At 72.1% G+C, this 24,811-nt stretch carries 20 protein-coding genes; 1 reads left to right on the top strand and 19 read right to left on the bottom strand.

The genetic code is table 11. The features are described 5' to 3' along the window. Positions 1-76: 76 nt before the first annotated feature. From ACIBI5_RS20665 to ACIBI5_RS20615, 11 genes are all read right to left on the bottom strand, one after another. Positions 77-2,563, bottom strand: a complete 2,487-nt coding sequence (locus tag ACIBI5_RS20665; RefSeq protein ID WP_397248957.1) for a GH116 family glycosyl-hydrolase — start codon at positions 2,561-2,563, stop codon at positions 77-79. Continuing rightward, positions 2,560-3,369, bottom strand: coding sequence for a carbohydrate ABC transporter permease (locus ACIBI5_RS20660; protein WP_397248955.1), 810 nt, complete (start codon positions 3,367-3,369; stop codon positions 2,560-2,562). The genes ACIBI5_RS20665 and ACIBI5_RS20660 overlap by 4 nt, the downstream gene beginning before the upstream one ends. After that, the gene (locus tag ACIBI5_RS20655) at positions 3,366-4,250 is read right to left on the bottom strand and encodes a carbohydrate ABC transporter permease (protein ID WP_397248953.1); all 885 of its coding nucleotides are present in this window, start codon (positions 4,248-4,250) and stop codon (positions 3,366-3,368) included. Before ACIBI5_RS20655 ends, ACIBI5_RS20660 begins: the two co-directional genes overlap by 4 nt. Next, positions 4,247-5,557, bottom strand: a complete 1,311-nt coding sequence (locus ACIBI5_RS20650; protein ID WP_397248951.1) for an ABC transporter substrate-binding protein — start codon at positions 5,555-5,557, stop codon at positions 4,247-4,249. The genes ACIBI5_RS20655 and ACIBI5_RS20650 overlap by 4 nt, the downstream gene beginning before the upstream one ends. A 19-nt stretch (positions 5,558-5,576) precedes the next feature. Then, positions 5,577-6,650 carry a glycoside hydrolase family 172 protein gene (locus ACIBI5_RS20645; RefSeq protein ID WP_397248949.1) on the bottom strand — a complete coding sequence of 358 codons (1,074 nt, stop codon included), beginning with the start codon at positions 6,648-6,650 and terminating at the stop codon, positions 5,577-5,579. A 123-nt stretch (positions 6,651-6,773) separates the two neighbouring features. Next, positions 6,774-8,474 (bottom strand): DUF4185 domain-containing protein, encoded by a 1,701-nt coding sequence (locus ACIBI5_RS20640; protein WP_397249151.1) that lies wholly within the window; start codon positions 8,472-8,474, stop codon positions 6,774-6,776. Positions 8,475-8,682: 208 nt separating this feature from the next. Next, a complete protein-coding gene (locus tag ACIBI5_RS20635) occupies positions 8,683-9,663 on the bottom strand; it encodes a LacI family DNA-binding transcriptional regulator (RefSeq protein ID WP_397097773.1) in 981 nt (326 codons plus the stop codon). A 424-nt stretch (positions 9,664-10,087) separates the two neighbouring features. Next, positions 10,088-11,896 (bottom strand): ABC transporter ATP-binding protein, encoded by a 1,809-nt coding sequence (locus ACIBI5_RS20630; protein WP_397248947.1) that lies wholly within the window; start codon positions 11,894-11,896, stop codon positions 10,088-10,090. Continuing rightward, positions 11,893-13,617, bottom strand: coding sequence for an ABC transporter ATP-binding protein (locus ACIBI5_RS20625; protein ID WP_397248945.1), 1,725 nt, complete (start codon positions 13,615-13,617; stop codon positions 11,893-11,895). Before ACIBI5_RS20625 ends, ACIBI5_RS20630 begins: the two co-directional genes overlap by 4 nt. 81 nt (positions 13,618-13,698) lie before the next feature. Next, positions 13,699-14,061, bottom strand: coding sequence for an RNHCP domain-containing protein (locus tag ACIBI5_RS20620; protein WP_397248943.1), 363 nt, complete (start codon positions 14,059-14,061; stop codon positions 13,699-13,701). Continuing rightward, entirely contained in the window at positions 14,061-14,351 is a 291-nt protein-coding gene (locus tag ACIBI5_RS20615; RefSeq protein WP_397248941.1) for an RNHCP domain-containing protein, read from the bottom strand. The genes ACIBI5_RS20620 and ACIBI5_RS20615 overlap by 1 nt, the downstream gene beginning before the upstream one ends. Before the next feature lie 308 nt (positions 14,352-14,659). Here ACIBI5_RS20615 and ACIBI5_RS20610 point away from each other — a divergent pair, with 308 nt between their 5' ends. Then, positions 14,660-15,418, top strand: a complete 759-nt coding sequence (locus tag ACIBI5_RS20610) for a hypothetical protein (protein ID WP_397248939.1) — start codon at positions 14,660-14,662, stop codon at positions 15,416-15,418. Here the strand turns inward: ACIBI5_RS20610 and ACIBI5_RS20605 are convergent. The 8 genes from ACIBI5_RS20605 to ACIBI5_RS20570 are packed head-to-tail and all read right to left on the bottom strand — an operon-like array spanning position 15,415 to position 24,778. Then, positions 15,415-15,573, bottom strand: coding sequence for a hypothetical protein (locus ACIBI5_RS20605; RefSeq protein WP_184973862.1), 159 nt, complete (start codon positions 15,571-15,573; stop codon positions 15,415-15,417). The two genes, ACIBI5_RS20610 and ACIBI5_RS20605, sit on opposite strands and share 4 nt — an antisense overlap. 7 nt (positions 15,574-15,580) lie before the next feature. Further along, positions 15,581-17,194, bottom strand: a complete 1,614-nt coding sequence (locus ACIBI5_RS20600) for a GMC family oxidoreductase N-terminal domain-containing protein (protein ID WP_397248937.1) — start codon at positions 17,192-17,194, stop codon at positions 15,581-15,583. Then, positions 17,191-17,931, bottom strand: a complete 741-nt coding sequence (locus ACIBI5_RS20595; RefSeq protein ID WP_397248935.1) for an SDR family NAD(P)-dependent oxidoreductase — start codon at positions 17,929-17,931, stop codon at positions 17,191-17,193. The genes ACIBI5_RS20600 and ACIBI5_RS20595 overlap by 4 nt, the downstream gene beginning before the upstream one ends. After that, the gene (locus ACIBI5_RS20590) at positions 17,924-19,420 is read right to left on the bottom strand and encodes a sugar ABC transporter ATP-binding protein (RefSeq protein ID WP_397248933.1); all 1,497 of its coding nucleotides are present in this window, start codon (positions 19,418-19,420) and stop codon (positions 17,924-17,926) included. Before ACIBI5_RS20590 ends, ACIBI5_RS20595 begins: the two co-directional genes overlap by 8 nt. A 3-nt stretch (positions 19,421-19,423) precedes the next feature. Then, positions 19,424-20,473: a sugar ABC transporter substrate-binding protein gene (locus ACIBI5_RS20585; RefSeq protein ID WP_397248931.1), complete on the bottom strand. Its 1,050-nt coding sequence runs from the start codon at positions 20,471-20,473 to the stop codon at positions 19,424-19,426. Next, positions 20,470-21,432: an ABC transporter permease gene (locus ACIBI5_RS20580; RefSeq protein WP_397248929.1), complete on the bottom strand. Its 963-nt coding sequence runs from the start codon at positions 21,430-21,432 to the stop codon at positions 20,470-20,472. Before ACIBI5_RS20580 ends, ACIBI5_RS20585 begins: the two co-directional genes overlap by 4 nt. Before the next feature lie 9 nt (positions 21,433-21,441). Continuing rightward, the gene (locus ACIBI5_RS20575) at positions 21,442-22,887 is read right to left on the bottom strand and encodes a benzaldehyde dehydrogenase (RefSeq protein ID WP_397248927.1); all 1,446 of its coding nucleotides are present in this window, start codon (positions 22,885-22,887) and stop codon (positions 21,442-21,444) included. A 46-nt stretch (positions 22,888-22,933) separates the two neighbouring features. Further along, positions 22,934-24,778, bottom strand: a complete 1,845-nt coding sequence (locus ACIBI5_RS20570; RefSeq protein WP_397248925.1) for a thiamine pyrophosphate-dependent enzyme — start codon at positions 24,776-24,778, stop codon at positions 22,934-22,936. Between the last annotated feature and the right edge of the window lie 33 nt (positions 24,779-24,811).

The raw sequence follows: 24,811 nt of genomic DNA, 5'->3' as shown, positions 1-24,811 counted from the left end.
GGCCGTGGCGGCCTGCCTGCGCGCGGTCACCCGGGGCGTCAACCTGCCGATCGACGAGGCGCTCGCGGTCGAGGCGTCAGCCTTCGCCGCCGCCGTGCCCACCGACGCCGTACGCGCCGGGCTGCGCCGCTTCCTCGACCGAGGCGCCTGACGGGAGCTCGCCGTACAGGCAGGTGACGTGGACGCCGTCGGCGTCGCGGGTCAGGTGGCCCCAGCCGGTCGGCAGCAGCAGGGGCCAGCGGCCGTGCCCCCGGTCCCGCACGGTGAGCCGCCCTGTGCCCGCGTCCCAGACGGCGCCGGACATCGCGTCCAGCACCGACCAGCCCGCCATGGCGCGCACGTAGTGGTCGCCGCACTCGATCTGGTTGTACGGGTTGCGCCGCCGCCCGTCATACCGGCGCCAGAGCCCGCCCAGGATGGCGTCGGCCTCCTCCGTCAGCCCCTCCCACAGGCAGTGCGCGGCGACCTGGTACTCGCTGCCCGTCCACACCTCGTCGCAGTACCGGGTCGGCACCTCGGGCCGCCCGCCCCGCGGCCACGTGCACATGAGCAACCCGGTGTCGCCGCCGTCGGCGAAGACCCGGTACGGATGCTCGAACCCCTCGAAGCCGGTACGCAGGTTGTGCCGCACGATCGCCCGCAACGCCGAGACCACGTGCTCGCGAGGCAGGATGTGGCCGAGGCCGAGCTGGTGTGCCCACCACTGCCCGATGAGCTGGTCGGACAGGCAGCCCGTCCCCCACTGGTAGTCGGTGCCGGGTTCCGGCTCCTGGATGTAGTACTCGCCGTTGAAGAGCCGTTCGTCGTACAGGGCGCTGCCCCGGGCGAACAGCTCGGGCAGGTCGTCGCCGAGGCCCATCTCGGCGGCGGCGCGCAGCGCGGCCAGCCACAGTCCGCCCATGTACGGGTTGAGGCCGTTCAGGTCGATGTCGTGCGTGGACGGCTGCACGCCGCGCAGCACGCCGGTCGCCTCCGGGTCCCAGGTGCGGCGGATGTGGCCGAGCAGCCGCCGGAGGGCGGGGCGGTGGTCGGCGGGGTCGCCGTGCCGTACCTCGCGAAAGGTCTTGAGCAGGGCGCCGAGCATGCCGTCGAGCGCGGGTTCGGTGGGGCCGCCGATGGGGACGTCCCAGAGCTGGCGCAGGTAGGCGGGGGCCAGGACGCGGTGCGGGAGGTAGCCCTGCGGCGCCTGCGTGACGCCGAACTCGGTGGCCCGCATGTCGCGCTCCAGCGTGGGGAAGAGCTTGGCGACGGCCTGGGCGTAGTTCCACACGTGGGTGCAGTTGAGCGGGCACGAGCCGCCGACGTCGCCCGACCACATCGGGGTGGAGGCGCCGAGCACGCCTTCGAAACCGTAGAAGGTGCCGTCGGCGGCCAGGAAGCAGGAGGGACTGCGCAGGATCGCGGCCTGCGCGGCGAGGTGCTCGGCCAGGTCCACCGGCAGGCCGGCGAAGGTGCCGGTCCAGCGCAGCGAGTCGTCGCGCAGGCCGGTCCAGTGTTCCTGGGTGTAGGCGGCCACGTCGATGGCGTCGGGGAAGCGGGTGGCGTAGGCGTTGCCCAGCCAGAAGCGGGTCGGGCCCCAGGCGGGGTTCGGCGGGCCGAACTGGATGAAGTCCGCGTATCTATTGGGGAAGTGCCAGGCGAGACATATCCGGATCTGGGCGCTTGCGCCGGGTTCGAGGGTGACCGGTGCCACCAGGCCGCCGTTCCAGGTGTGGCCCGCCGGCGAAGGGCCCGGCCAGGCGCTGCCGATCTGGGGGTCGGGTGACCAGGACGCGTGCCGTACCCGATCGGCGTCGCCGTAGACGGCGCGTCCGGCGAGAAACGACAGAAACTCCTCCGGGTGCGCCCACTGCGGCAGGAACGACGCGTGCGGCGAGTCGGCCGACAGCACCGCCTGCCCCGCGCCCGGCGCGGCCGGGTCCACGCGCGTGTTCTCCATCACCAGCGCGCTCCACCCGCCGTGGCGGCGCACGCGGTTGGTGTTGCCGCCGTAGCCGGCCGCGCGCACGCCCTCGACCGCGGTGCTCCCGTCGTGCCCCACCGGATTCTGTACGGCCGCCGCCAGCCACACCTGCGCCGGCACGGCCCCGTCGTTGGCCAGCGTGAACGTGAACATCGCCACCGGCAGCGAACTGCGCTCCACGTCGAGCGGGATCAGCGGGTTGAACGCCTCCAGCTCCGCCCGCACCGGCAGCCCGTGGTACTCGATCCGGGCGAACGGATACAGCCCGCGAAAGGTCGTTCCCCGCACTCCCGGATGCCGCGTCAGCAGTTCCCGCTGCCACGCGGGCACGTGGTCGTCGTTGACCAGCGGTGTTCCCTCCGCCCCCGGCGCGGGGGGCGGCGCCTGCAGGATGACGGTCCTGTTCGCCGGCGGCTCCCACGTGCTCACCCGCAGCGCGAAGAAGGTGTACGGCAGGCCGCCCAGGTGGTTGCCCGAGTTCTGGAGCTGCCACTGGCGCAGCCCCCCGTCGGCGCAGATCGCGAGGTTGCCGGTGCCGATCCCGCCCAGCGGCATGGCCACGTGCCGCCCCCGCTCGTGCGGGATGGGCCGCGCCCTCACTTCAGCCCCGAGATGCGGATGCCGGCGATGATGTGCCGCTGGAAGCACAGGAACAGGACGATGACCGGCAGCGCGGCCAGCGTCGAGCCCGCCATGAGCAGGCTCATCTCGGAGCTCCGGTCGGAGCGGAAGGCCGCCAGGTACTGCTGCACCTGGAACAGCTCCGGATCGGTGATCGTCAGCACCGGCCAGATGTAGGCGTTCCAGAACGCCAGGAACGACGTCACCCCCACGACCACGAAGGCTCCTTTGGACATCGGGACGAAGATGTGCAGGAAGACGCGCCACGGCCCGGCGCCGTCGAGCTGGGCGGCCTCCTCCAGCGCGACCGGCAGCCCGAGGTAGTACTGGCGCAGGAAGAAGACCTGCAGGCCGGACGCGGCGCCGGGGATCACCAGGACGGCCAGCGAGTCCAGCATGCCGAGCTGGGTGACGACGACGAACGAGGTGAGCATGATCGCGATGCCCGGGACGAACATCGTGGTGATCACGACGAACCACAGCGTCCGTTTGAGCGCGAAGTCCAGCCGGGCGAAGGCGTAGGCGCCGAGCGCGTTGACGGCCAGGCTGAGCGCCGCGAACAGGACCGCGCCGGTGAACGTGACCGCCAGCGAGCGCAGGAACGCCGCGTCGCCGAGCAACTGGGCGTAGTTCTCCCAGCGCCACATCTCGGGGAAGAACTGGAACGGCGTCGCCACGACCTCGGTCCTGGCCTTGAACCCGGCCACCGCCATCCAGGCCAGCGGGAACAGCGCCGCCACGGTGAACAGGGCGGCGGTGCCGTACCTGATGGCTCGCCCGATCATCCGTCCATCGCCTTCTCCGATCGCACGAGACGGAAGATGATCGCGGAGACCGCGCCCAGGACGGCGAAGAGCAGCAGGGCGGCGGCGATCGAGTAGCCGATGTAGAGGTCGTTGGTGAAGTGGCGGAAGATGAACAGGTTGGGCAGCGTCGTGGAGTCGACCGGGCCGCCCTGTGTCATGACCAGCGGCAGCACGAGAAACTGCAGCGACGCGGCGAACCCGGTGACCAGCAGGAACAGGATGATGTTCTTCATGAGCGGCAGCGTGATCCGGAACATCTTGGTCCACGGTCCGGCGCCGTCCAGCGAGGCGCACTCGTAGTAGGTCTCGGGGATGTCGAGCAGCCCGGCCAGCATGATCAGGGAGGCGACGCCCGCACCGAGCCAGACCGCCGGCACCGCGACCGCGGCGAGCGCGGTGCCGCTCTCGCCGAGCCAGGCCGTGTCCTCCTGTTTGCCCAGCAGGCCGAGGAACCAGTTCAGCAGGCCGCCGCGGTGCGTGTAGATGAGCGAGAAGACGATGGCGGCGATCACCTCGGAGACCACCGCGGGGATGTAGATCGTCACCTTCATGAACGCGGCCATCCGCCGGCTGAGCGACTTGACCAGGACGGCGAAGACGAAGGCCACGGACACCTGGGCCGGCACCACCATGGCCGAGAACGCCAGCCCGCGCAGCACCGCCTCGACGAACGCCTGGTCGGTCAGCACGTCGAGGTAGTTGCCGAGGCCGACGAAGACGGGCGACTCGTAGAAGCTCCAGGTGTAGAAGCTGATGTACGCCGCGTGGACCAGCGGCCAGAGGACGAAGACGCCCAGCAGGGCCAGGAGCGGCGCCAGCATGAGCAGCGCCGTCCCGGTGTCCCTTCGGCGCCTCGTCAAGATCCCTGGCCCGCGAGGTCGTTCTTCGCGATGAACTCCTTGATCTCGGCGTCGGCCGCCTTCAGCGCGGCGTCGATGTCCTTGCCCTGCAGCGCCTTCTCGATGGCCTTGCCGAAGGCCAGGCTGATGGCCCAGTCGTAGGTCGGCTCCGGCTTGGCGCGGGCGACCACCTGGTCCTCGATGGTCTTGGCCCAGGGGTTCTCCGCGGCGGCCGGGTCGTTCTTGACCGCGTCGGCCACGGCCGCGCGCGGCGAGTACTTGGAGAACTTCGTGATCTTGAAGTAGTCGACCAGCAGCCGGGTGTCTCCGGCCAGCAGCCAGCTGATGGCGTCGGCGGCGGGCCGCGCGTGCTTCGACTTGGCGTCCACGACGAGCGTCCAGCCGCCGAGGGTCGCGGTCGGCTTGGAGCCGTCGCCGTCGAAGGACGGCAGCGCGGCGGCGGCGATGTCCGGGACGAGCTGGGGGTAGTCCGACAGCAGGACGCTCGCGGCCCACGAACCGCAGATCATCATGGCCGCCTTGCCCTGGCCCATCGGGTTGGCGTCGGCGTACGGCGCGAGCGGCTGCTTGGGCATGATGCCCTGCTGGTAGAGGGTCTGGTAGACCCGCAGAAGCTGCCGGTACGCCGGGTCGCTCGCCCGCGGCGCCGCCCAGTCGTCGCTGATGGGCAGGTGGGAGGCGGCGTTCCACTGCAGGCCCCAGGTGGACCACGCCATGTCGATCGCGTTGCCGGCGGTCACCACGCCCGAGACGTCCCTGGTGGTGAGCCGCTTGCCGTACGCGATGAGCTCGGCCCAGGTGGCGGGCGGCCGGTTGGGGTCGAGCCCGGCTTTGGCGAACAGGTCCTTGCGATAGAACAGGACGGCCGACGGCTCGACCAGCATCGGGTAGGCGAACTTGCGGCCCTTGTACTCCACCGAGCGCAGCACGGGTTCCTGCAGCCCGGTCCACTTGCCCGCCGGGATGAGCGGGTCGAGCGCCTGGATCTGGCCGGTGCGGGCGAAACCCGGCGCCTTGCTGTAGTTGAGCGTGTAGAGGTCGGGCGCCTTGCCCGCGGCCTGGGCCGCCTTCATCTTCTGGTCCCATGCGTCGGCAGAGACGATCTGGTGCTTGAGTACGACCTTGTCCTGCGCCTGGTTGTAGGCCGCCACGGCCTTCTTGTACCAGGCGTCCTCCTGGTCGGTGAACTTCTGCTGCCACAGGGTGATCTCGGTCCTGCCGCCGGGCCGCTTGTCCGCGCCGGATCCGCAGCCGAGCGCCAGCACCGCCGCGCCCGCCAGGCACGCGGTCAGCCGGATGACTCGCACGTCTCCTCCTTCCCGCTCCTCAGGTCAGCCGGGCGCTCACGGGCGGCAGGGTGAACGGCCGGTGCGGCAGCTCCTGGTACCAGTACGCGACCGAGGACAGGTCGTCGCTGCGCCGGTTGGCGTGCCCGTGCTCGATCGTCACGCGGATCGAGGTGGTGAAGGGCACGGGGTCCTCGATGTGGAAGCGGTACAGGGAGATCTGGCCGCTCCAGTTCTCGCCGCCCGGGAGCGTGATCCCGTGATAGGGCGCGTGGTACGGCCGGCTGGGGCACCACGCGGTGTTGAAGTAGTCCTCGGTGCCGGTGCCGTGCAGGCTCGGCGGGAAGGCCTCGCCGTCGATGAAGATCATGTCGTCGCCCTCGCCGTACCAGTTCCAGTCGGCCGTCTGGCGCAGGTTCGTCACGTTGAGCACGCAGCCGACGTAGTGGCCGCGGCCCTCGGCGTCGAGGATGACGTAGTTCCCGGCGCCGTCGGTGTTGGCGCCGTCGAACAGCCACGCGGAGTTGGACAGCTCGCCCTGCTCCAGGCCGTCGGCGGGGCACTCGCGCCGCCACTGGGCGTGAAATCGGCCCAGCCCGTCGCCCAGCTCGCCGAACTCGTCGTAGTCGATGTAGTAGTAGAACCACAGCACCTCGGACGCGCACTCGCTGACCAGCTCGAACCTGGCGCCGTCGGCGAAGGGCATGTGGAACCAGCAGTTGAACGCCTTGCCGTCCTGCGGGCTCATCTGGAGCGGGGCGGAGACGAAGTCGGCGGTGCGCGCGTGGCCCATGCCGAAGAAGTCCCCGAGCGGCACGAACACGCTGGGGTGCTCGGAGCCGTCCCAGTAGATCTTCAGCACGAGCTTGCGCAGGAAGTCCCGGTCGGCCGTCTCCGGGGTGGCCGGGTCGCGGGGGGCGACGGTCATCCAGATGTGGTTGACCGATCCCGCCCCGCGCAGGTCGGCCAGCGTCACGGTCTGGCCGGGCTCGATGGTGATCCTGTCGTCGTTGCCGCCGGTGCGGTCCCAGCTCGACGCCCGGCGGCGGCGGTGCGCGCGTAACCTCGGCAGGTCGCGGAGGCTGCTGCCGTGCTGGCCGTAGGTCACGGTCATCCTCCTTGAGAAATCGATTGCTGACGTCGTACCTCGGTTGGCGGGTGGCGTCAAGAGGCTCACTGCTGCGTCGAGCCCCTGATTGCGGTCTTGTCCTGGGGTTTTGTCGGAGGAATCGATTTCTCACCCGCGGACGAGCGAGACGTCGTCGAGCTGGAGCCACATGTCGCCGTTGTCGGTCCAGATGCCGGCGAACACCTCCACCGAGGTACGCGGGCCGCTGTCGAACGCCACCTGGTAGCGGGTCCACGAACCCACCGCCCGGAAGTTCGTCTCGCTGAACGGCGCGCCGCCCGGATCCCTGACGCCGAAGAAGCCGTTGTCGTTGTTGGCCGAGGTGCGCAGCCAGCCGGTCATGACATAGCGGGTGTTCGGCGCGACCGTCACCACCTGGTACAGGTCATGCCAGCCCCGGTTGTAGCGGGCGAAGGCATTGCGGTCTGCGGTGAAGGACCAGGTCCCGTTGTCAATGCCGCAGTTGCCGTGACAGGCCCACGGGGTGGCGACCGTACCGGTGGCCTGGCGCTCGAAGCTCGGGTCGCGGACCAGGTTGGCGTTGGTGATGGCGGCGTCCGGGGTCAGGGTGATCCGGATGAGGTAGACGTTGTACGGCGTCCACTCCGACAGCGTCAGGTACAGATCGGGGCCCTGCGACCAGGGGTGCATGAAGCCGCCGTACAGGCCGGGGTGGTCGGCGGAGCTCGCGACGACCGCCGGGGCGCTCCACGGTCCCGTCGGGGCGGCGGCCGAGCGCAGGACCACGTCGCCGCCCTGCAGGTAGGTCATCAGCCACTTGCCGGTGTAGGCGTTGAACCGCACCGACAACTCGGCCACGGGGGCGTTCACCACTGGGGCGGCCAGGGTGTCCTGGCCCTGCTGCCATCGGGAGCCGGTCCAGTACTGGTAGGCGGCCTTGTCGAGGATCTGCTGCTCGGGGACGCGGGCCAGGTAGGCGGCGCCGCTCCGGCCGTTGGGGGTGGCGAAGAGGTGGATATATCCGTCACGTCGGACCATCGCCGCCATCTGGAAGTGGTTGCCGCCGCCCGGGTTGTCCCAGCGGGGGGTGCCCGGGGTGGTCGCCGTCCAGTTCTGGCCGTTGTCGTCGGAGTAGGCGATGCCGGCGTAGTTGGTGTCCCATTGGCCGGGCTGGCCCCAGTGGCGTACCGACATGTACCCCATGTACTGCCGCGTCCCCACCGACACCCCGGCCGTGGGGATGACGGTGATCTCGTCGCCGTCGACCTTCCTGCTGGGGATCAGCTCCTTGGCATGGCCCGCCCGATCGGTGGCCGCACCGCTGAAGGTCATCCCGTCGGCCAGATCCCGGTCGACGCTCCGCAAGAGCACCTGACTCCGCCAGTCACCCCCGTTCGCGCCCGGCGGCGCCCACCCGTCCCCAAAGGTGTCCCCGAACGCGGCCAGCACCTCCCCGGCCCCGTTGTCCCACATGATCCCCAGATCGGTGGCATTGACCTTCCAAGCCAGATCCGTCCCCGACCCCGCCCCCGTAACCTTCGCCACCACCACCCCCGGCGACCGCCCCACCCCCAGGACACCCCACCCTTCTCCCCCACCCAACACCGCCCCCAGGCCCTGCCCTCCTAACACCTTGGGGTCTCGCCCTCTCGGCGCGACCCCCACGCCCCACCTTCCTCGCGCCGCTTCCCCTTGCCCATCCCGTGCGACCTCCCCGCCCGAGACCGTCGAACCCGCGTGCCGCCCTCCCGGCGCGGCCACCGACTGCCACACCCCGGGGTGTCCCGCTGGGGCGCTTTCCCGGCCCGGCGCCGCTTGCCATGGTCCTGGAGCGGGACCTTTCCGCATCGCCGTCGCGGCCGGGAGCGAGCCGGGAGATGCCTGCCTCCCGTGCGACGCGGCGTCGGCGGGCAGGTGGGGGGCAGTGGCGGCGATCAGGGCGAGCAGGCTGCCCGTGACCGTCCAGGTACGTAAGCGTGTGTCCATGTGCCCGGCCTCCTCGGGAAATCGATTTCCCGCATTGTCAAGCGGCCCGGCGACGCCGTCAAGAACCCTGTCATACCAGTACGGCAGGCAGCACCACGTGCCGAGGCGGGAACCCCTCCCCCGACACGCGGCGCAACAACAACTCCACCGCGAGCCGCCCGATCTCGTACGTGGGCTGCGAGATCAGCGTCATCGCGTCACTCAGCCCCAGCGCCCACCGCATGTCGTCGAACACCGCCAGCGTGATGTCCTCCGGATAGCGCAGGCCGTACTCCCGCAAAGCGGTCGCCGCGCCGAGCGCCATCAGGTTGTTCGACACGAACAGCGCGTCCGGCCCGGGTTTGAGACGCAGCAGTCCGGCGGCGGCGGCGCGCCCGCCCTCGATGCGGTAGTCCCCCCGCACGACCAGCTCGCGACGGTAGGCGAGACCGGCGGCCCGCAGCCCGTGCCGGTACCCGGCCAGCCGGTCCACGGCGGTCGTCACCTCGGTCGGCCCCGCGATGAACCCGATCCGCCGACACCCCTGATCCACCAGCCGCAGGACCGCGTCCTGGGCGGCTTTGACGTTGTTGACCCCGACCCGGTCGACTTTGGCCGTCTGCAACCGCCGGTCGACGGTAACGACGGGTATGCCGCGTTCGGCGAGAAGCGAGATCGAGGTACGCGTCGCGGAGGCCGGCGACAGGATCACCCCGGCCATGTTCTCGGCGGCGGCCACCTCGATCGAACGCTGCTCCTTCTCCAGGTCCTCGTCGGTGTTGGCCAGCATCACCGAGTACCCCGCCTTGCTGGCGGCGTCCTCCGCTCCGCGCACCATCGAGGTGAAGAACGGGTTCGTGATGTCCGAGATGATCAGCCCGAGCACGGTGGTGGCACGGGTCCGCAGGAACCTGGCCTGCGAGCTCGGCCGATAGCCCAGCTCCCGGACGGCCGCCAGCACCCGCTCCCGCAGTTCCTCGGCCACCGTGGGCCCGTGGTTGAGCACCCGCGACACCGTGGCCGGAGAAACTCCGGCCCGACCGGCCACATCCTTGATCGTGATCTGCGCCACCGCACCTCCAGTCCCCTGGAAATCGATTTCCCCCGAGTCTCCCACGCCTGCCGGCCCACGACGCCCACATGCCGGCAGACCCGCCCGCGCGAGAGCCCGCAAGCGCGCACACCCACGGACGCACACCGACCGGCGCGCGATGCACACCGACGCGTGCACCGGCCGGCGTGTGCCCACCGCACGCGTGCCCACACGCGCGGGTAGCGCGGACCCGCGTGGCCGCAGACCCGCCCCGCACCACACCTGCGTGGCCCCAGGCGCGGGCGCCCCACAGACGCGTATGACCCCTCGGGTAAACGACCCCGTGCCTCGGGCGACACCGCCTCGGCGCAGGTGAAGCAGCCGGAGGCCGGGTGCACGGCTCCGGACCCGATGGGCATGGGTTGGCCGGGGCCGAGCCTGGTGACCGTGCCCGGTCTTGGGGCTAGGGGGTGTGGAGGGCGGCGTAGAGGCCGTTGGCGGCGAGGAGTTCTTCGTGGGTGCCCTGTTCGGTGATGGTGCCGTTGTGCAGCATCAGGATCAGGTCGGCCTGGCGGATCGTGCTCAGGCGGTGGGCGATGACGAAGCTGGTGCGGTTGCGGCGGGCTCGGGTCAGCGCCTGCTGGATGAGGAGTTCGGTGCGGCTGTCGACCGAGCTCGTGGCTTCGTCCAGGACGAGGATGACCGGGCCGGCGAGGATGGCTCTGGCTATGGTGATCAGCTGGCGTTCTCCCGCGCTCAGGGCACCGCCGTCCTGGTCGATGACGGTGTCGTAGCCGTGGGAGAGGGTGCGGATGAAGTGGTCGGCGTGGGCGGCTCTGGCGGCGGCTTCGACGTCGGCCGGGGTCGCGCCGGTGCGGCCGTAGGCGATGTTGTCGCGGATGGTGCCGCCGAACAGCCAGTTGTCCTGGGGGACCATGCCGGTCGCCGCGCGTAGCGTGTCGCGTTTCATGTCGCGGACGTCCACCCCGTCGACGGTGATACGGCCGGACGTCACGTCGTAGAACCGCATCAGGAGGTTGACCAGAGTGGTCTTGCCCGCACCCGTCGGGCCGACGACGGCCACGGTGCTGCCCGGCTCGACGACCAGCGAAAGGTCCCGGATCACCGCCTCGCCGGACACAGCTCCAGGCACTCCCGCGCTTTCGAGGGCGACCGCGCGTTCCAACGCCGCCTCGGGTTTGCGGAGCGCGGGGCCGTACGTGAAGGAGACCGCTTCGAAGACGACGCGGCCCCGCACAGGCGCGGCCGTCCCAGGCGGGTCCGCGGGCTCCTCCTCGGCGTCGAGCAGGTCGAGGACGCGCGCGCCCGACGCCACCCCCGACTGGATCACCCCCGCCAGACCCGCCAGCGCCGTCAACGGCCCGCCGAACTCGCGCGAGTACTGGACGAACGCCTGCACGGCCCCCACCGTCAATCCACCGGCGGCCAGTTGCAGGCCGCCGACGACCGCGACGAGCACGTAGCCGAGGTTCCCTGCGAGCCCGGTCGCCGGGCCGATGACGCCGCTGACGAACTGGGCGCGGGCCGACGAGTGGTACAGGCGGGCGTTGTGTTCGCGGAAGGACTCGGCCGACTCCTGGCCGCGGCCGTAGGCGGTGATCAGGGTGTGGCCGGTGTAGGCCTCCTCGACGTGCGCGTTCAGTTCGCCCGTGGCCTGCCACTGCCGCGCGAACTCCACCTGCGCCCGCCGCCCCGCCACCCGCGTGAGCTGGACCGACAGCGGTACGGTCACCAGCGCCACCACCGCCAGCAACGGCGAGATCCAGAACATCATCCCCAGCGTCCCCACGATCAGGAACGCGGAGTTGGTGATCTGGCCGATGCTCTGCTGCATGCTCTGCGCGAGGTTGTCGATGTCGTTGGTGGTACGGCTCAGCACCTCCCCCCGGTGCTGCCGGTCGAAGTAGGGCACGGGCAGCCGCCCGAGCTTCTCCTCGACCTCCCGCCGCAGGTGGAAGATGGCGCCCTGGACGAGCCGGGTGGTGTAGCGCCGCTGGAGTATCCAGAACGTCGCGGAACCGGCGTACACGGCGAGCGCGCCCAGCAGCGTGAGGGTCAGCGCGCGGCCGTCGATCCCCTGCTCCGGCCGGGTGATCGCGCCGATGACGACGAGGTCGGTGGCGCGGCCGAGCAGCAGCGGGCCGGTGACGTTGAGGACGATGCTGGCCAGGCCGAGCACCGCCACCCCCCACAACCGGCGCGACGGCCGCAGGAGCGTCAGCAGGCGCCAGGCCGTGCGCCCGAAGCTCATCCGACCAGTTCCTCGCCGAGCTGGGAACGGACGATCTCCCGGTAGACGGGGCTGTCGCGGACGAGCTCGTCGTGCGTGCCCGCGCCCGCGACCCGGCCCTCGTCGAGGACGACGATGTGGTCGGCGTCGAGGATGGCGCGCACGCGCTGGGCCACGACGATGACGGTGGCGTCGGCGGTCTCGGCGGCGAGGGCCTGCCGTACCCGCGACTCCGTGGTGTGGTCGAGGGCGGAGAAGGGGTCGTCGAGGAGGTACACGGGCGCGCGGCGGACCAGCGCGCGGGCCAGGGACAGCCGCTGGCGCTGGCCGCCGGAGAGGTTGGCGCCGCCCTGGGCGACGGGCGTGTCGAGGGCGGGCACGAAGTCGCGGGCCTGGGCGATGCCGAGGGCGTGCCAGAGTTCGTCGTCGGTGGCGCGCGGGCGGCCGTGGCGGAGGTTGGTGGCCACGGTGCCGGAGAACAGGTGCGGGCGCTGCTCGACCAGGCTCGCCGACCGGGCCAGGAGGCCGGGGTCGAGGGTGGTGGCGTCTTCGCCGCCGAAGAGCACCGTGCCTTGCGTGGGATCGGACAGGCGGCGGATCAGGCTGAGCAGCGTGCTCTTGCCGCTGCCGGTGGAGCCGACGATCGCCGTCGTCGTGCCGGGGCGGGCCACCAGGTCGACGCCGTGGAGCACGTCGTCCTCCGCGCCGGGGTAGCGGAAGCGCACGCCGCGCAGCTCGACGCGGCCGGGGGCGCGCATCCGGCCGACCGGGTTCGCGGGCGGCGCCAGGCCGGGCTCGGTGTCCAGCACCTCGGCGACGCGGACGGCGCAGACCTCGGCTCTGGGCAGGTTCATGATGACGAACGCGGCGGTGAGCACGGCGGTCTGGATCATGGCCAGGTAGGTGAGGAACGCGGTCAGCTCGCCGACGCCCAGACCGGCGTCGCCGACCCGCCGCGCGCCCGCCCAGATCACGAAGACGCCGCAGACGTTGACCAGGTTGACCACCAGCGGCATCAGCGCGGCCGACGTGTAGCCCAGGCGGGTCGAGACGTCGGTCAGCTCCTCGTTCGCCCGCCCGAAGCGCGCGCGCTCGGCGTCCTGCCTGACGAACGCGCGGGTCACCCGGATGCCCGCGATCTGCTCCCTGAGCACCCGGTTCACGGCGTCGACGCGCTCCTGTACGGCCCGCGACAACGGCCGCATCCTGCCGACCAGCACCGCCGTGACGGCACCGAGGACCAGCGCGAGCGCGACCAGTAGCCACGACAGCGCGACGTCCTGGAGGACGGCCATCACGATCCCGCCCACGGCCATGACCGGAGCCGCGACGATCACCGTCAGCAGCGACAGCGCGAGCGTCTGGATCTGCTGAACGTCGTTGGTGGTGCGGGTGATCAGCGAGGGTACGCCGAGCGCGCCCACCTCCTGCGTGGACAGGCGCTGGACGTGCAGGTACACCGCCTCCCGCAGGTCACGGCCCACCCCCATGGCCGTACGCGCGCTCAGGTGGACGGCGGCGAGCGTGGCGCCGCCCTGCACGAGGGACACGCCGGCCATGACCGCGCCCAGGCGCAGGATCAGCCCGGTGTCGCCGGTGAACACGCCGTCGTCGATGATCACGGCGTTGAGCGTGGGCAGGTAGAGCAGGGCGGCCGTCTGCGCCACCTGCAGGAAAACGACGGCGGCGACCGCGCGGCGACGCGGGCGCAGATATCTGGCCAGCAGCCGCCAGAGTGCCACGTCGCGCCTCCCTTCACGATCGACTGTAGGGAGGCGCGCGTGGGGTGAGGAAGCGGTTCCGCCCCGGGCGTAGCGGTCCGCTCAGATGCTCAGCCGGCTCCCCGACAGCGGCCGCATGGCCAGCCGCATGAGAGCCAGCGCGTTGTCGTCGCCGGCGATCCGGTTGGCGCTGAGCACGCCGCACCGGCGGCATTCGTGGATCAGCAGCCACTCGCCGTCGTCGCGTACGGTCACGCCCAGCGCCTCCATCCGCCCGCCGCACCCGGCCGCACGGTCGCCCGGCACCCGCCGGTCGAGGTGAAGACTGCCGAGGCAGGACGGGCAGTGGTTGCGGTGCGCGGTGCCCGGCGCGTGCATGGACACGTCCATCCGGCACGAGGCGCACCGGAAGGTCGCCGCCCGCGGCTCCTTACGCCGCTGCGGCCTCCTGACCCGCCCGCGCATCACAGCCTCCCGAACAGCTCGAACGGGAACGGCGGCGACGCCAGCGGGCGTACGGCCATCCGCATGAGGATGAGGACGTTGTCGTCGCCGCGCGCGGGCGAGGAGACGAGATGACCACACGACTCGCACCGGTGCACGACCACCCAGTCGCCTTCGGACGGCACGGCGACCGCGATGGGCGCCATGCGCGCACCGTCGGTCTCGTGTACGGCCGTCAGGCATTCGGGACAGTGATGACGCCGGTCGTCCGAGGTGACCCCGCACCCCGGACAGGAAAAGTATTCGGACACGTTGGAGGTGCTCCTTGCCGAGAAACCACGTGGAACGACAGCAAGGAAGCGCCGAGCCGCCTAGCTCAGCATGCGATGCGGCAGCCCCGGGACAGCGTGACGGCCCGAGACACGGTAGGCGCGCTCGGCGCGGACCGGGGCATACATCACTGCTTCCTGGGGCTCGGCGGCCCGGTTGATTCACCTTCACGGACATCGCGACGCTATCAGCGCCCCGGCCCACCCGACCACGGGTTTTCTCCCCATGCCAACCGAACCCCCCTCTCCCCCGTCCTCTCTTGCGTCCCACCCACCCCGAGGGGGCCACCATGCGCGTCCACCTGCTCGTCCCCGCCGTCGTCCTGCTCGCCGCCTCCTCCGGCGTCCTCCCGATGGGCGGTGAGAGCGCCGGCGTGATGACGTACACGTGCACCACGACCGCCACCGCGCAGACCCAGGAGATCCGGGTGAACGTGGACCTGACCGTGCCCCCCACCGCGAAGGTGGGCGAGCAGATGACGATCGGGTGGCGTGGCTCGTACGCCGGGGGCGGCGAGCTGATCGCACCCATAGCCGGGCTCAAGCTGTACGTCTACGCGGGCATCAGCAAGATCGACAAACTGACCTCCGCCACCGGGGTGGCGACGCTGCCCGAGATCGCCGCCGGGGAGCCCATCCCATTACCCGAGAGCGTCGTCGAGCTCAAGACGACCCCCAGCCAGGAGGGCAGCGGCTTGGTCCGCCCGGGCGCCATGAATTTCGGCACCACGAACACCAGCCCCGTGATCAGGTGCAAGGCTCCTGACAACCGCCCGGTGTACCCGCTCACCGTGGAAGGGGGGACGACCCCCACGGACGCCGAGACCGAGCAGCCCGACGAGACCGAGCAGCCCGGCGAGCCCGTGGACGACGCCGAGACCGTGCGGTCCAACGAGCCGGTGGACGAGGTGAGAACGCCTGTCGGTGGAGCGGAGACGGGTGGTGGTGGTGAGGCCGGGCCGGATGGGCGGATCGTGGTGCTCGCGGGCCTGGTCATGCTGGCCGGGGCCGGAGCGGGGCTGGCCCGCCGGACGAGGTCGCGCGGTTAGCCTCGGCGGTTGCGGCGGTCGAGGATGAACCACCAGGCCAGGCAGATCAGACCGAGCACGCACAGGCTGGCGATCAGCAGCGGCGAGGTGACCAGGAAGGCCAGGACGATCGCGATGACCGCGATGACGATCGGCAGCGTCGGAGTGGGCGTCATGTGCTGATTATCGGGCGGAGCGGATGGCGTCGGCGACTCTGGTGGCCAGGGCCATGACGGTGAGCGACGGGTTGACCGACAGGGAGACGGGGATCAGGGAGGCGTCGCCGACGTACAGGCCGGAGACGCCGATCGCGGCGCCGTCGAGGTCGACGGCGCCGCCCATGGGGACGCTGCCCTGGACGTGCGAGGTGGTCAGGCCGGTCCACACCACGCGCCTGGCCCCGGCGGCGGCCAGTACCTCGACCGCGAAGGCGAGGCCGTCGGCCAGGCGGCGGCGTTCCACGGGGGCGAAGCGTTTGCGGAAGATGTCGCCGGGCTCGGCCGTGGCGGTGTTGAGGTCGTTGGCCATGACGAGCAGCCCGGCCCAGTGGCGGTACGTACGCAGGGTCTCGGTCAGAGCGTCGCCCCACAGAGGCAGGCCGGAGGCGTCCACCAGGCTCATGGCGAAGGCCACCGGGTCCTGGATGGTGGTGCCCTCGACGACGAAGTCCTCCTGGTAGTCGAGGCAGTGCGCGGTGATCGGGTAGACCATGTGGCAGTCCTGCGGCTCGTCGAACAGGCCGTAGACGAGCCGGGCGGGGTGCAGGCCGAGCGTGCCGGGCAGGTCGGGGAAGCCGGGGCTGCGCCGGAGGATCTGCGGTGTGTTGAGTGCCCCGGCAGCCAGGACGACGACGGGCGCGCGGGCCACGCCGCCCGTGTGAACGACGCCGGTGACCTTGCCGTTCTCGATGAGCACCCGGTCGACCTCGGCGCCGGTGGCCAGGCGGATCTCGCCGCGGGCCAGGGCGGGGGCGAGCCACGTGTTGAGGGTGTTGCGGCCGGCGTTGGTCGGGCAGCCCTGCAGGCAGGAGCCGCATCGGCTGCAGTTGTAGTCGGTGTAGGACTCGACCGGGGTCAGGTCGGTGCCGAGTGCCCGGAAGCCGGGCCGTACCCGGTGGACGCTGGGCGGCCAGTCGGCGCGGACCCGCACGCCGAGTGCGGCCTCCACCCGCTCGTAGTAGGGCGTCAGGTCGAACGGGAGCTCGCTCGCGGGCGCCCGCAGCGCGACCTTGGTGTTGATCACGGTGGTGCCGCCGACACAGCGCCCGGACAGGAGGGTGAGCGGGCGCTCGCCCTCGACGTCGGCGAACCGCGCCGGCCACCACAGCCGGTGGTTGGCGCGCAGCTCGAAGCGGGTGTGGTCGGCCGCGCCGCGCAGCTCACCGGCCTCCAGCACCAGCACGTCCAGCCCGGCGCGGCCGAGCTCGGCCGCGATCAGCCCGCCGCCCGCGCCTGACCCGACGACGACCACGTCCGCCGTGTCGTCTCCCCGGTACGGCTCCCGCCGCTCGTCGAGGAAGTCCCAGTCCTTACGCAGCCGAGCCCCCTGCGGCGGCTGGAACCCGATCGCCTCATGCCCGGTGGGCCCGGTATGCCCGGGGGCGGTGTAGTCCCCGTAGTAGGCCTCGATCGCGACCGCCCGCACCAGGTCGAAGGCGGGGCTGCCCACCTGGCCCGCGAGGTCGGCACGGCCCAGCGTGGCAAGGGCGGCGGCGAGGCCGGGCGGGTCGGTCCTGGCGGCGTACTCGGTGACCCCGATGTCAGCCGATCCCGGCACGAGCCGGTCGAAGACGTTCACAGGAAGGCCGCCCCTCCGTCGACGTTGAGTGTCTGCCCGGTGAGGAACCCGCTGGCCGGATCGCACACGTACAGCAGCGTCGACACCAGATCGTCCGGTTCCGCCACCCGCGGCACCCGCTGCATGGCCGCCACGCGCTCGAACCCGCCGTCCGCCCCGGTGCTGCGCGCGGCGGTCTCGGTCCTGGTCAGGCCGGGGGCGATGACGTTGGCGGTGATGTTCTCGGGTCCGAGCAGGGTGGCGAGCGAGCGGGTCATGCCGATGAGCGCGGCCTTGGAGGCGGTGTAGGCGACGAGGTCGGGCGGGCCGACGAAGACGGCGCCGGAGGCGATGCTGACGACGCGCCCCCACCCGGCCTCGCGCAGGTACGGCAGCGCCGCCTGCGTCACCGTGAACGGCCCTTCGACGTTGACCCGCAGGATCCGCCGCAGGTCGTCGAGCGTCGTCTTCTCGAACGGGATGGGCGGGTAGACCCCGGCGTTGTTGACCACGATGTGCGGCCCGCCCGCCTCGGCGGCGACCAGCGCCATGGCCCGCGTGACCTGCGAGGGTTCGGTCACGTCGACGGTGACGGGTAGGAACGCGGCGCCGATCCGCCGGGCGGTCGCGCTCTGGGCGGCGACGTCGAACCCGGCCACCCGCGCCCCGGCGGCGGCCAGGGCGGCGGCGAACTCCCGGCCGAGCCCGCCGGCCGAGCCGGTCACCACCGCGGTACGTCCGGCGAGACGATCACTCACTGTTGGCTCCATGGGCGAGGTGGAGGATCTCGTGGTCGGTCAGCCGCTCGCCGGCCAGTTCGGCGGCGACGCGGCCTTTGCGGAAGACAAGGACCCGGTCGCAGACCTCGGCCAGCTCGGCCGGGTCGGTGGAGGTGAGCAGCACGACCCGGCCCTCCGCGGCCAGTTCCCGCACGATGGCGTGCATTTCGGCTTTCGCCGCGACGTCGACGCCGCGTGTGGGGTCGTCGAGCAGGACGACGCCGGGCGCGGCCTCCAGCCACTTGGCGAAGACGACCTTCTGCTGGTTGCCGCCGGACAGCCGGCCGGCGAGCTGGCCGGGGCCGCTCGCCCGGATCCGCAGCCGCGCGGTGGCCGCGACCGCGCGCTCGCGCAGGTCCTTCGCGCGCACCCAGGTCCCGGTACGGCCCAGCGCGACGGTCCGCACCTGGGCGATGTTCTCCCAGAGGGGTTTGTCCAGCATGAGGCCGAGGCGCTTGCGGTCGCTGGGCACCACGGCGACGCCCGCCTTGATGGCCTGGCGCAGGCCGCGCGGGCGTGGGCCGCCTCCGGGGTAGGCGAGCGTGCCGGCCGAGGGGGCGCGCAGGCCGCAGACGACCTCAAGGACGGCCGTCTGGCCGGCGCCCGCGATGCCGGCCAGGCCGACGATCTCGCCCTGCCGCGCCTCCAGGTCGACGCCGTCGAGGTGGCCGGGCACGTGGACGCCGCGCAGGCGGAGGCCGGCCGTACCGGGGCCGGCGGGGCGGGTGGCACGGGCGGCGGGGACCGTGGGGCGCTCGCCGACCATGGCGCGCACGATCTTCTCAAGCGTCAGCTCGGCCATCGGGACGGCGCTCAGCGCGTTGCGGCCGTCGCGCAGGACCGTGACCTCGTCGCACAGTTGCACCACCTCTTCCAGCACGTGCGAAACGTAGGCGACGGCGACCTGCCTCGAGCGCAGCGCGGCGAGGATGCGCAGCAACCGGGCGGCGGCGTCGGCCTGGAGCGCCGAGGTGGGCTCGTCGAGGATGAGCACCGCGGGGTCCTCCAGCAGCGCCCGCGCGATCTCGACGAGCTGGCGTTCCGCGAGGGTGAGCTCACCCACCCTGGTGGTGGGCGGGCGGGTGAGCTCCAGCTCGTCCAGGACCGGTCCTGCCTTGCGCGCCATGGCCTTCCTGTCCAGCAGGAGGCCGCCGCGGCGCAGGTCGCAGGCGGGGAACAGGTTGGCCAGCACGTCCATGTCGGGGAAGAGGCTGGGCTCCTGGGAGACGACGGCGACGCCCCGCCGTACCGCGTCGCGGGTGGTGGAGAAGCGCACGGGCGCGCCGTTCAGCAGGAGCTCGCCCTCGTCGGGCGGGAGGGCGCCGGCCAAGATCTTGACCAGCGTGGACTTGCCGGCGCCGTTCTCGCCGAGGAGGGCGTGGACGCTGCCGGGGCGCAGCTCGATGCGGGCGCCGTCGAGGGCGCGCACGCCACCGAAGCGCTTGCCGATGCCCGACGCGAGGTACATGGGCTACTTCGCCTCGCTCAGCGGCCTCAGCCTGCCCTGGATACCGCTGAAGAACTCATCGGCCCGGCTCTTCAGCCACGCCCGTTTGGCCTGGTCGGAGGCCTGTCTGGCGGTGATCTCGTCGACGTTGGCCTTGGTGACGAGCAGGTGACCGGGGTCGGCCCAGCCCTCGGGCAGCGCCTTGCCCGCCTTGGCGGCCTCGGCCAGCATGCGGATCGCGACATAGCCCTTGAAGTAGTGCTCGGGGGACATGGCGGCGAAGCTGGTGCCGTCCTTGACCGCGGCCAGCGTCTTGGGGTCGAGGTCGAAGGCGGCCACCAGGTACGAGCCCCCGGCGGTCTGCTTGGCCTTGGCCAGGTTGTACGCGTCCTGGTCCCCGGTGCCGAGGAAGGCCAGCGCCTTCGGATGGGCCTTGACCAGCCCGTTCCAGATCTCGAAGTTGGCGGCCGGGTCGTTCTTGGTCTCGAAGGGGCCGAGCACCTTCACACCGGGCAGCTTCTCGGCGAAGGCCTCCTTCATGCCGTTGGCCCGCTCGTCCAGCACCGGCACACCGGGGTTCGGCGTGCCGAGCACCACGTCGCCGGTGGCGTCCGGCGGCAGGAGCTTGATGGCTTCGAGCGCGAGCTGCTTGCCCGCGCCCCGGTTGTCGTTGCCGACGTAGAGGCCGACGTTGCTGCCGGGGGCGGGCACGGTGTCCACGCCGACCAGCCGGATCTTCCGCGCCGCCAGGTCGGCCAGCGGCCGTACGAACAACTCCGGCGCCAGGTCCTCGATCGCGATGCCGTCGGGCGCGGTGCGGCCGAGGTCGCCGAAGAGCTTGACCTGGGCCGGCGGGTCCACCGAGTTGGGGGCGCTGATCTGCAGGTCGACGCCGCCGACCGCGTCGGCGGCGAACTGCCCGCCGGCCGCCATCTCCTGCGCGAAGTCGGCGTCGGTGGTGGCCAGCGAGAACCCGATCTTCGGGGCGCCGGAGGAGGTGGGGCCGCCGCCGGAACAGGCGGCGGTCAGGACGAGGACGGCGGCGATCAGGGCGCGTTTCACAGAGTTCCTCACAGGGACTCCCTAGAGCTGGCGGAGCCGCGGCGGCGCAACAGGGCGTCGAGCGCGACGGCGAGGAGGATGACGATGCCTGTGGCGAACAGGCTCCAGTTGATGGGGACGCCGAAGTACACGAGTCCGCTGGCGACCGTCCCGAGGATCACGGTGCCGAGGACGGAGCCCCAGACCGTGCCGGAACCGCCGCGCAGCGGGGTGCCGCCGATGATCGCGGCGGCGATGGCCTGCAGCTCGTAGCCCTGGCCGATGGTCGGCTGGCCGGAGGCGAAGAAGCCCAGCGTGAGCACGCCCGCCACCCCGGCCAGCGCGCCGGACAGCACCAGCACCTGGAGGCGGACGCGCGGGATCGAGATGCCGGAGAAGCGCGCGGCGTCGGGGTTCGAGCCGATCGCCCGCACCCGGTAGCCGAACGGCGTGGCCTTGAAGACCACGGTCAGCGCTATCGCCACCGCCGCCAGCACCCAGATCGAGGTGGGCAGGCCCAGCAGGTCGCCGCCGACCACCGTGAAGAAGGCGTCCTCGCGCGGCAGCCCGGCCACCTGGCGGCCCTCGCTCAGCGCCAGGGCCAGGCCGCGGAAGACCGACAGGGTGCCCAGCGTGGCGATGATCGACGGGATGCCGAGCGTGTTGCACAGCGCCCCGTTGACCAGGCCGAGCACGGCGCCCACGGCCACGCCGGCCGCCGCGGCCAGCCACGGGTTCACGCCCGCGCGCATCATCATGCTGCCCGCGATGAGGCTGAGCGCGTAGGTGGATCCGACCGAGAGGTCCAGCTCGCGCATGGCGAGCAGGTACGTCATGCCGCAGGCCAGCACGCCGATGAAGGAGGCCTGCCGTACCACGTCGATGAGCTGCGCGCGGTCGAGGAAGGCGGGGTGGAACAGTCCGATGGCCACCACGAGCACGACGAGCACCACGACGACGCCGAACTCGTCCACACCGAAGACACGCTTCACGCCGTCTCCCTAGAACGGGTAGGTCTCGATCGGGCCCTGGACGGTGATCCAGCGCGTCTCGGTGAACGCCTCGACGTTGGCGGCGGCGCCCCCGAAGCGGGAGCCGGTGCCCGAGTGGGCCACGCCGCCGAACGGGGCGACCGCCTCGTCGTCCACGGTCTGGTCGTTGACGTGCGCGATCCCGGTCGGGATGCGCTCGGCCAGGTCGAGGCCACGCATGGCGTCGCGGGTGAGGATGGACAGCGACAGCCCGTACTCGCTGCCGGTGGCCAGCGCCACGGCCTCGTCCTCGTCGCGGAAGGTGAGCACGGGCGCCACCGGGCCGAAGACCTCCTGGGCATAGGCGGGGCTGTCGGGGGTGAGGCCGGTCAGCACGGTCGGGCGGTAGAACAGGCCGTCGTAGGTGCCGCCGGTGACCACCTCGCCGCCGGCGCCGACGAGCGCGTGGACCTTGTCGCGCTGGCCGGCGTCGATGAGCGGGCCGAGCGCCACGTCCTGGGTGAAGGGGTCGCCGACCGGCAGTGCGGCGGCTTTGGCGGCCAGCTTCCCGACGTACTCGGCGGCGACGGACGCGTGGACGAGGTGGCGGCCCGCGGTCATGCAGATCTGACCTTGGTGGAAGTAGGAGCCCCAGGCACCGGCGGAGACGGCCCGGTCGAGGTCGGCGTCGTCCAGCACGATCAGCGCGGAGTTGCCGCCGAGCTCCAGGTGCGCCCGCTTGAGATGGCGGGCCGCGGCCTCGCCCACCTTTCTGCCGGCGGCCGTGGAGCCGGTGAAGGAGATCACCCTGACGTCCGGGTCGGCGACCAGGGCCTGCCCCACGTCGGGGCCGCCGGGCAGCACGTGCAGCAGTCCCTCGGGCAGGCCCGCGTCCTCGAAGACGCGGGCGATCGAGACGCCGCCGCACACGGCGGTGCGCGGGTCCGGCTTGAGCACGACCGCGTTGCCCAGGGCCAGGGCGGGCGCGACGGAGCGGATGGCCAGGATGAGCGGGGCGTTGAACGGCGCGATCACCCCGATCACACCCGACGGCACCCGCCTGGCCAGGCTGAGCCGCCGTTTGGCCGTGGGCAGGATCTCGCCGATCGGCCGGGAGGCCAGCGCGGCGGCCTCGTGGCACTCCTGGGCGGCGATGTGGGTCTCGAAGCCCGCCTTGCCGCGGATGGAGCCGGACTCACGCATGATCCACTCGTGGAGTTCGGCCGCGTGCTGCTCGAAGGCCAGGCCCGCGCGGCGCAGCACGGCCGCGCGTTCCTCGAAGTTCGTGCGGGCCCATTCCGGCTGTACGGCCCGGCCGCGCCGGGCGGCGGCCGTGACGTCGTCCGGCGTGGCCAGGCCGATGGTGCCGAGACGGACGCCGGTGGCGGGCTCGGTGACGGGAGCGGTGGCGGCGGCCTGCGTCCAGGTGCCGCCGAACAGGCGTCCCGTCCAGGTGGACGGGTCGAGCAGGGTCATGGGGGTGGGCCTCCTGCTGTTGTGGCCTTGAGGGGGGTGGTCGGCGTCAGGGGGCTATGGCGATGTCGAGGAGGAGAGGCTGGGTGCGGTCCAGCAGGCTGGGGATGACGCCGTCGAGGACGTCCAGCAGTTCGTCGTGGCCGGTGATGCGGCGGGCCGGGCAACCGAACGCGGTGGCCAGGCCGCTCAGGCTGACCTCCTCGAAGGCAGGCCACGGGGGCTTGCCCGCGTCCGCCGCCTCGGCGAGTTGGTCCATGACCGCGTACCTGCCGTTGGCCAGCACCACGAACAGGGCGCCCACCCGGTAGCGGGCGGCGCTCCAGAGGGCCTGGATGCCGTAGATGGCCGACCCGTCGCCGACCACCGCCACCACCGGGCGGTCGGGCAGCGCCATGCGCAGCCCGACCGCGGCGGGCAGCGCGAAGCCCAGGCCGCCCATGGCCGCCGACACGAAACCCAGGGGGCGCCTGGCCGGGAGCAGGCGGTGGAGCTCCGGCCTGGACGACGGGGTCTCCTCGACCACGATCGTCTCGGGCGCCAGCCGTACCGCCAGGGCCGCCAGGACGTGCGCGGCCCGCAGCGGCTCGCCCACGCCGGGGTCGACCAGGCCGTGCGCGTCGGCGCGGCCCTGCTGGGCGGGCACCACCCAGCGCGGCTCCCATGTACCTTCCGCCGGCTCGTCCGTCGCCCACCGGCCCCCGCTCAGCACGCGCCCGCCGTCGCCCGCGCTCTGCACGGGCCCGATGCCGCCCGCGCTTGGTGCGGGCCGCCCACCGGTGTCCCATCGCGGGTCCACGGGCTCGGGCGACGCGAACGCGGTGTCGCGCGGTTCGCCGGGTTCCTGCTCGGCCTGGTGGTTCGGGGTGGCCGGGTTCGTGAGCGCCCGGGGCGGGGCGGGGCGGGGGTGGAGGTGGGTGGGCAGGTGTTCGCAGACGGTGGCGGGCGAGGCGAGGATGGCCAGGTCGGCGGGGGCGCGGTGGGCCTCGGACGGGTCGTCGGTGACCACGGCGATCCGGGTGCCGGGGGTGACGAGGTGGCCCGGCTGGTAGGGGTTGTGGCGGAAGACGGGGGCGCCGACCGCGAGCACGAAGTCGTGGCCCGACAGGATCGTGCGCTGCTGGGCCCGGCCGGAAGGCAGGACTCCGGCGTACTGCGGGTGGTGCTGGGGGAAACCGGCTCTGGCGCCGAACGACTCCTGCCAGACCGGGCAGCCCAGCCGTTCGGCCAGGGCGACCAGGGCGGCCCAGGTACGCGGGTGGTCGGCGCCGGCGCCGGCGACGATCACCGGGGAGGCGGACTCGTTCAGGAGCGCGGCCAGTTCGATGGCGGCGTCGAGGGCGGTCGCGCTGGGCCGCAGCAGCGTATGGGGAGCGGCGACCACCTGGTCCGGCGGCATGACGCTGAGCCAGTCATCCATGGGCACCACCACCAGGGCGGGTCCGCGGGCGGTCTGCGCCTCGTGCCACGCGCGGGCCACCGCTCCCGGCACGTCCTGGGCCCGCGCGGGCTGCGCCCGCCACACGGGGTAGTCGCCGGCGAGGCCGTCGAGCCGGCCGGTCAGGAACGGCTCCAGCGCCAGGTGGCGGCGGTCCTGCTGGCCGGCGATCACGACCAGCGGCGCGCGGTTGACGCGCGCGGTGGCCAGGGCGCCGACGGCGTTGCCGAGCCCGGCGGTCGTGTGCACGATCGCCAGCGCCGGGCGGTCGGTGGCGATGGCGTGGCCGGTCGCCATCCCCACCACGGAGCCCTCGTGCAACGCGAGAACGAACGTCAGGTCGTCGGGCAGCCCGGTGAGCAGGGACACCTCGCTGGAACCCGGGTTGGCGAAAAGGGTGGTCATGGCATAGCGCCGAAGCACGTCAAAGGTGGCGTCTCGGACCGTCTGCATCATCGCCTCGATGTTCGTATGCCGCACAGTCGTTCG

Origin of the sequence: Nonomuraea sp. NPDC050540 (assembly GCF_044457485.1) — a bacterium.
In the GTDB taxonomy this organism is placed as follows: domain Bacteria; phylum Actinomycetota; class Actinomycetes; order Streptosporangiales; family Streptosporangiaceae; genus Nonomuraea.
Note: the sequence above shows the minus strand (reverse complement) of the source record. Positions and strands in the feature narration are given on the sequence as shown.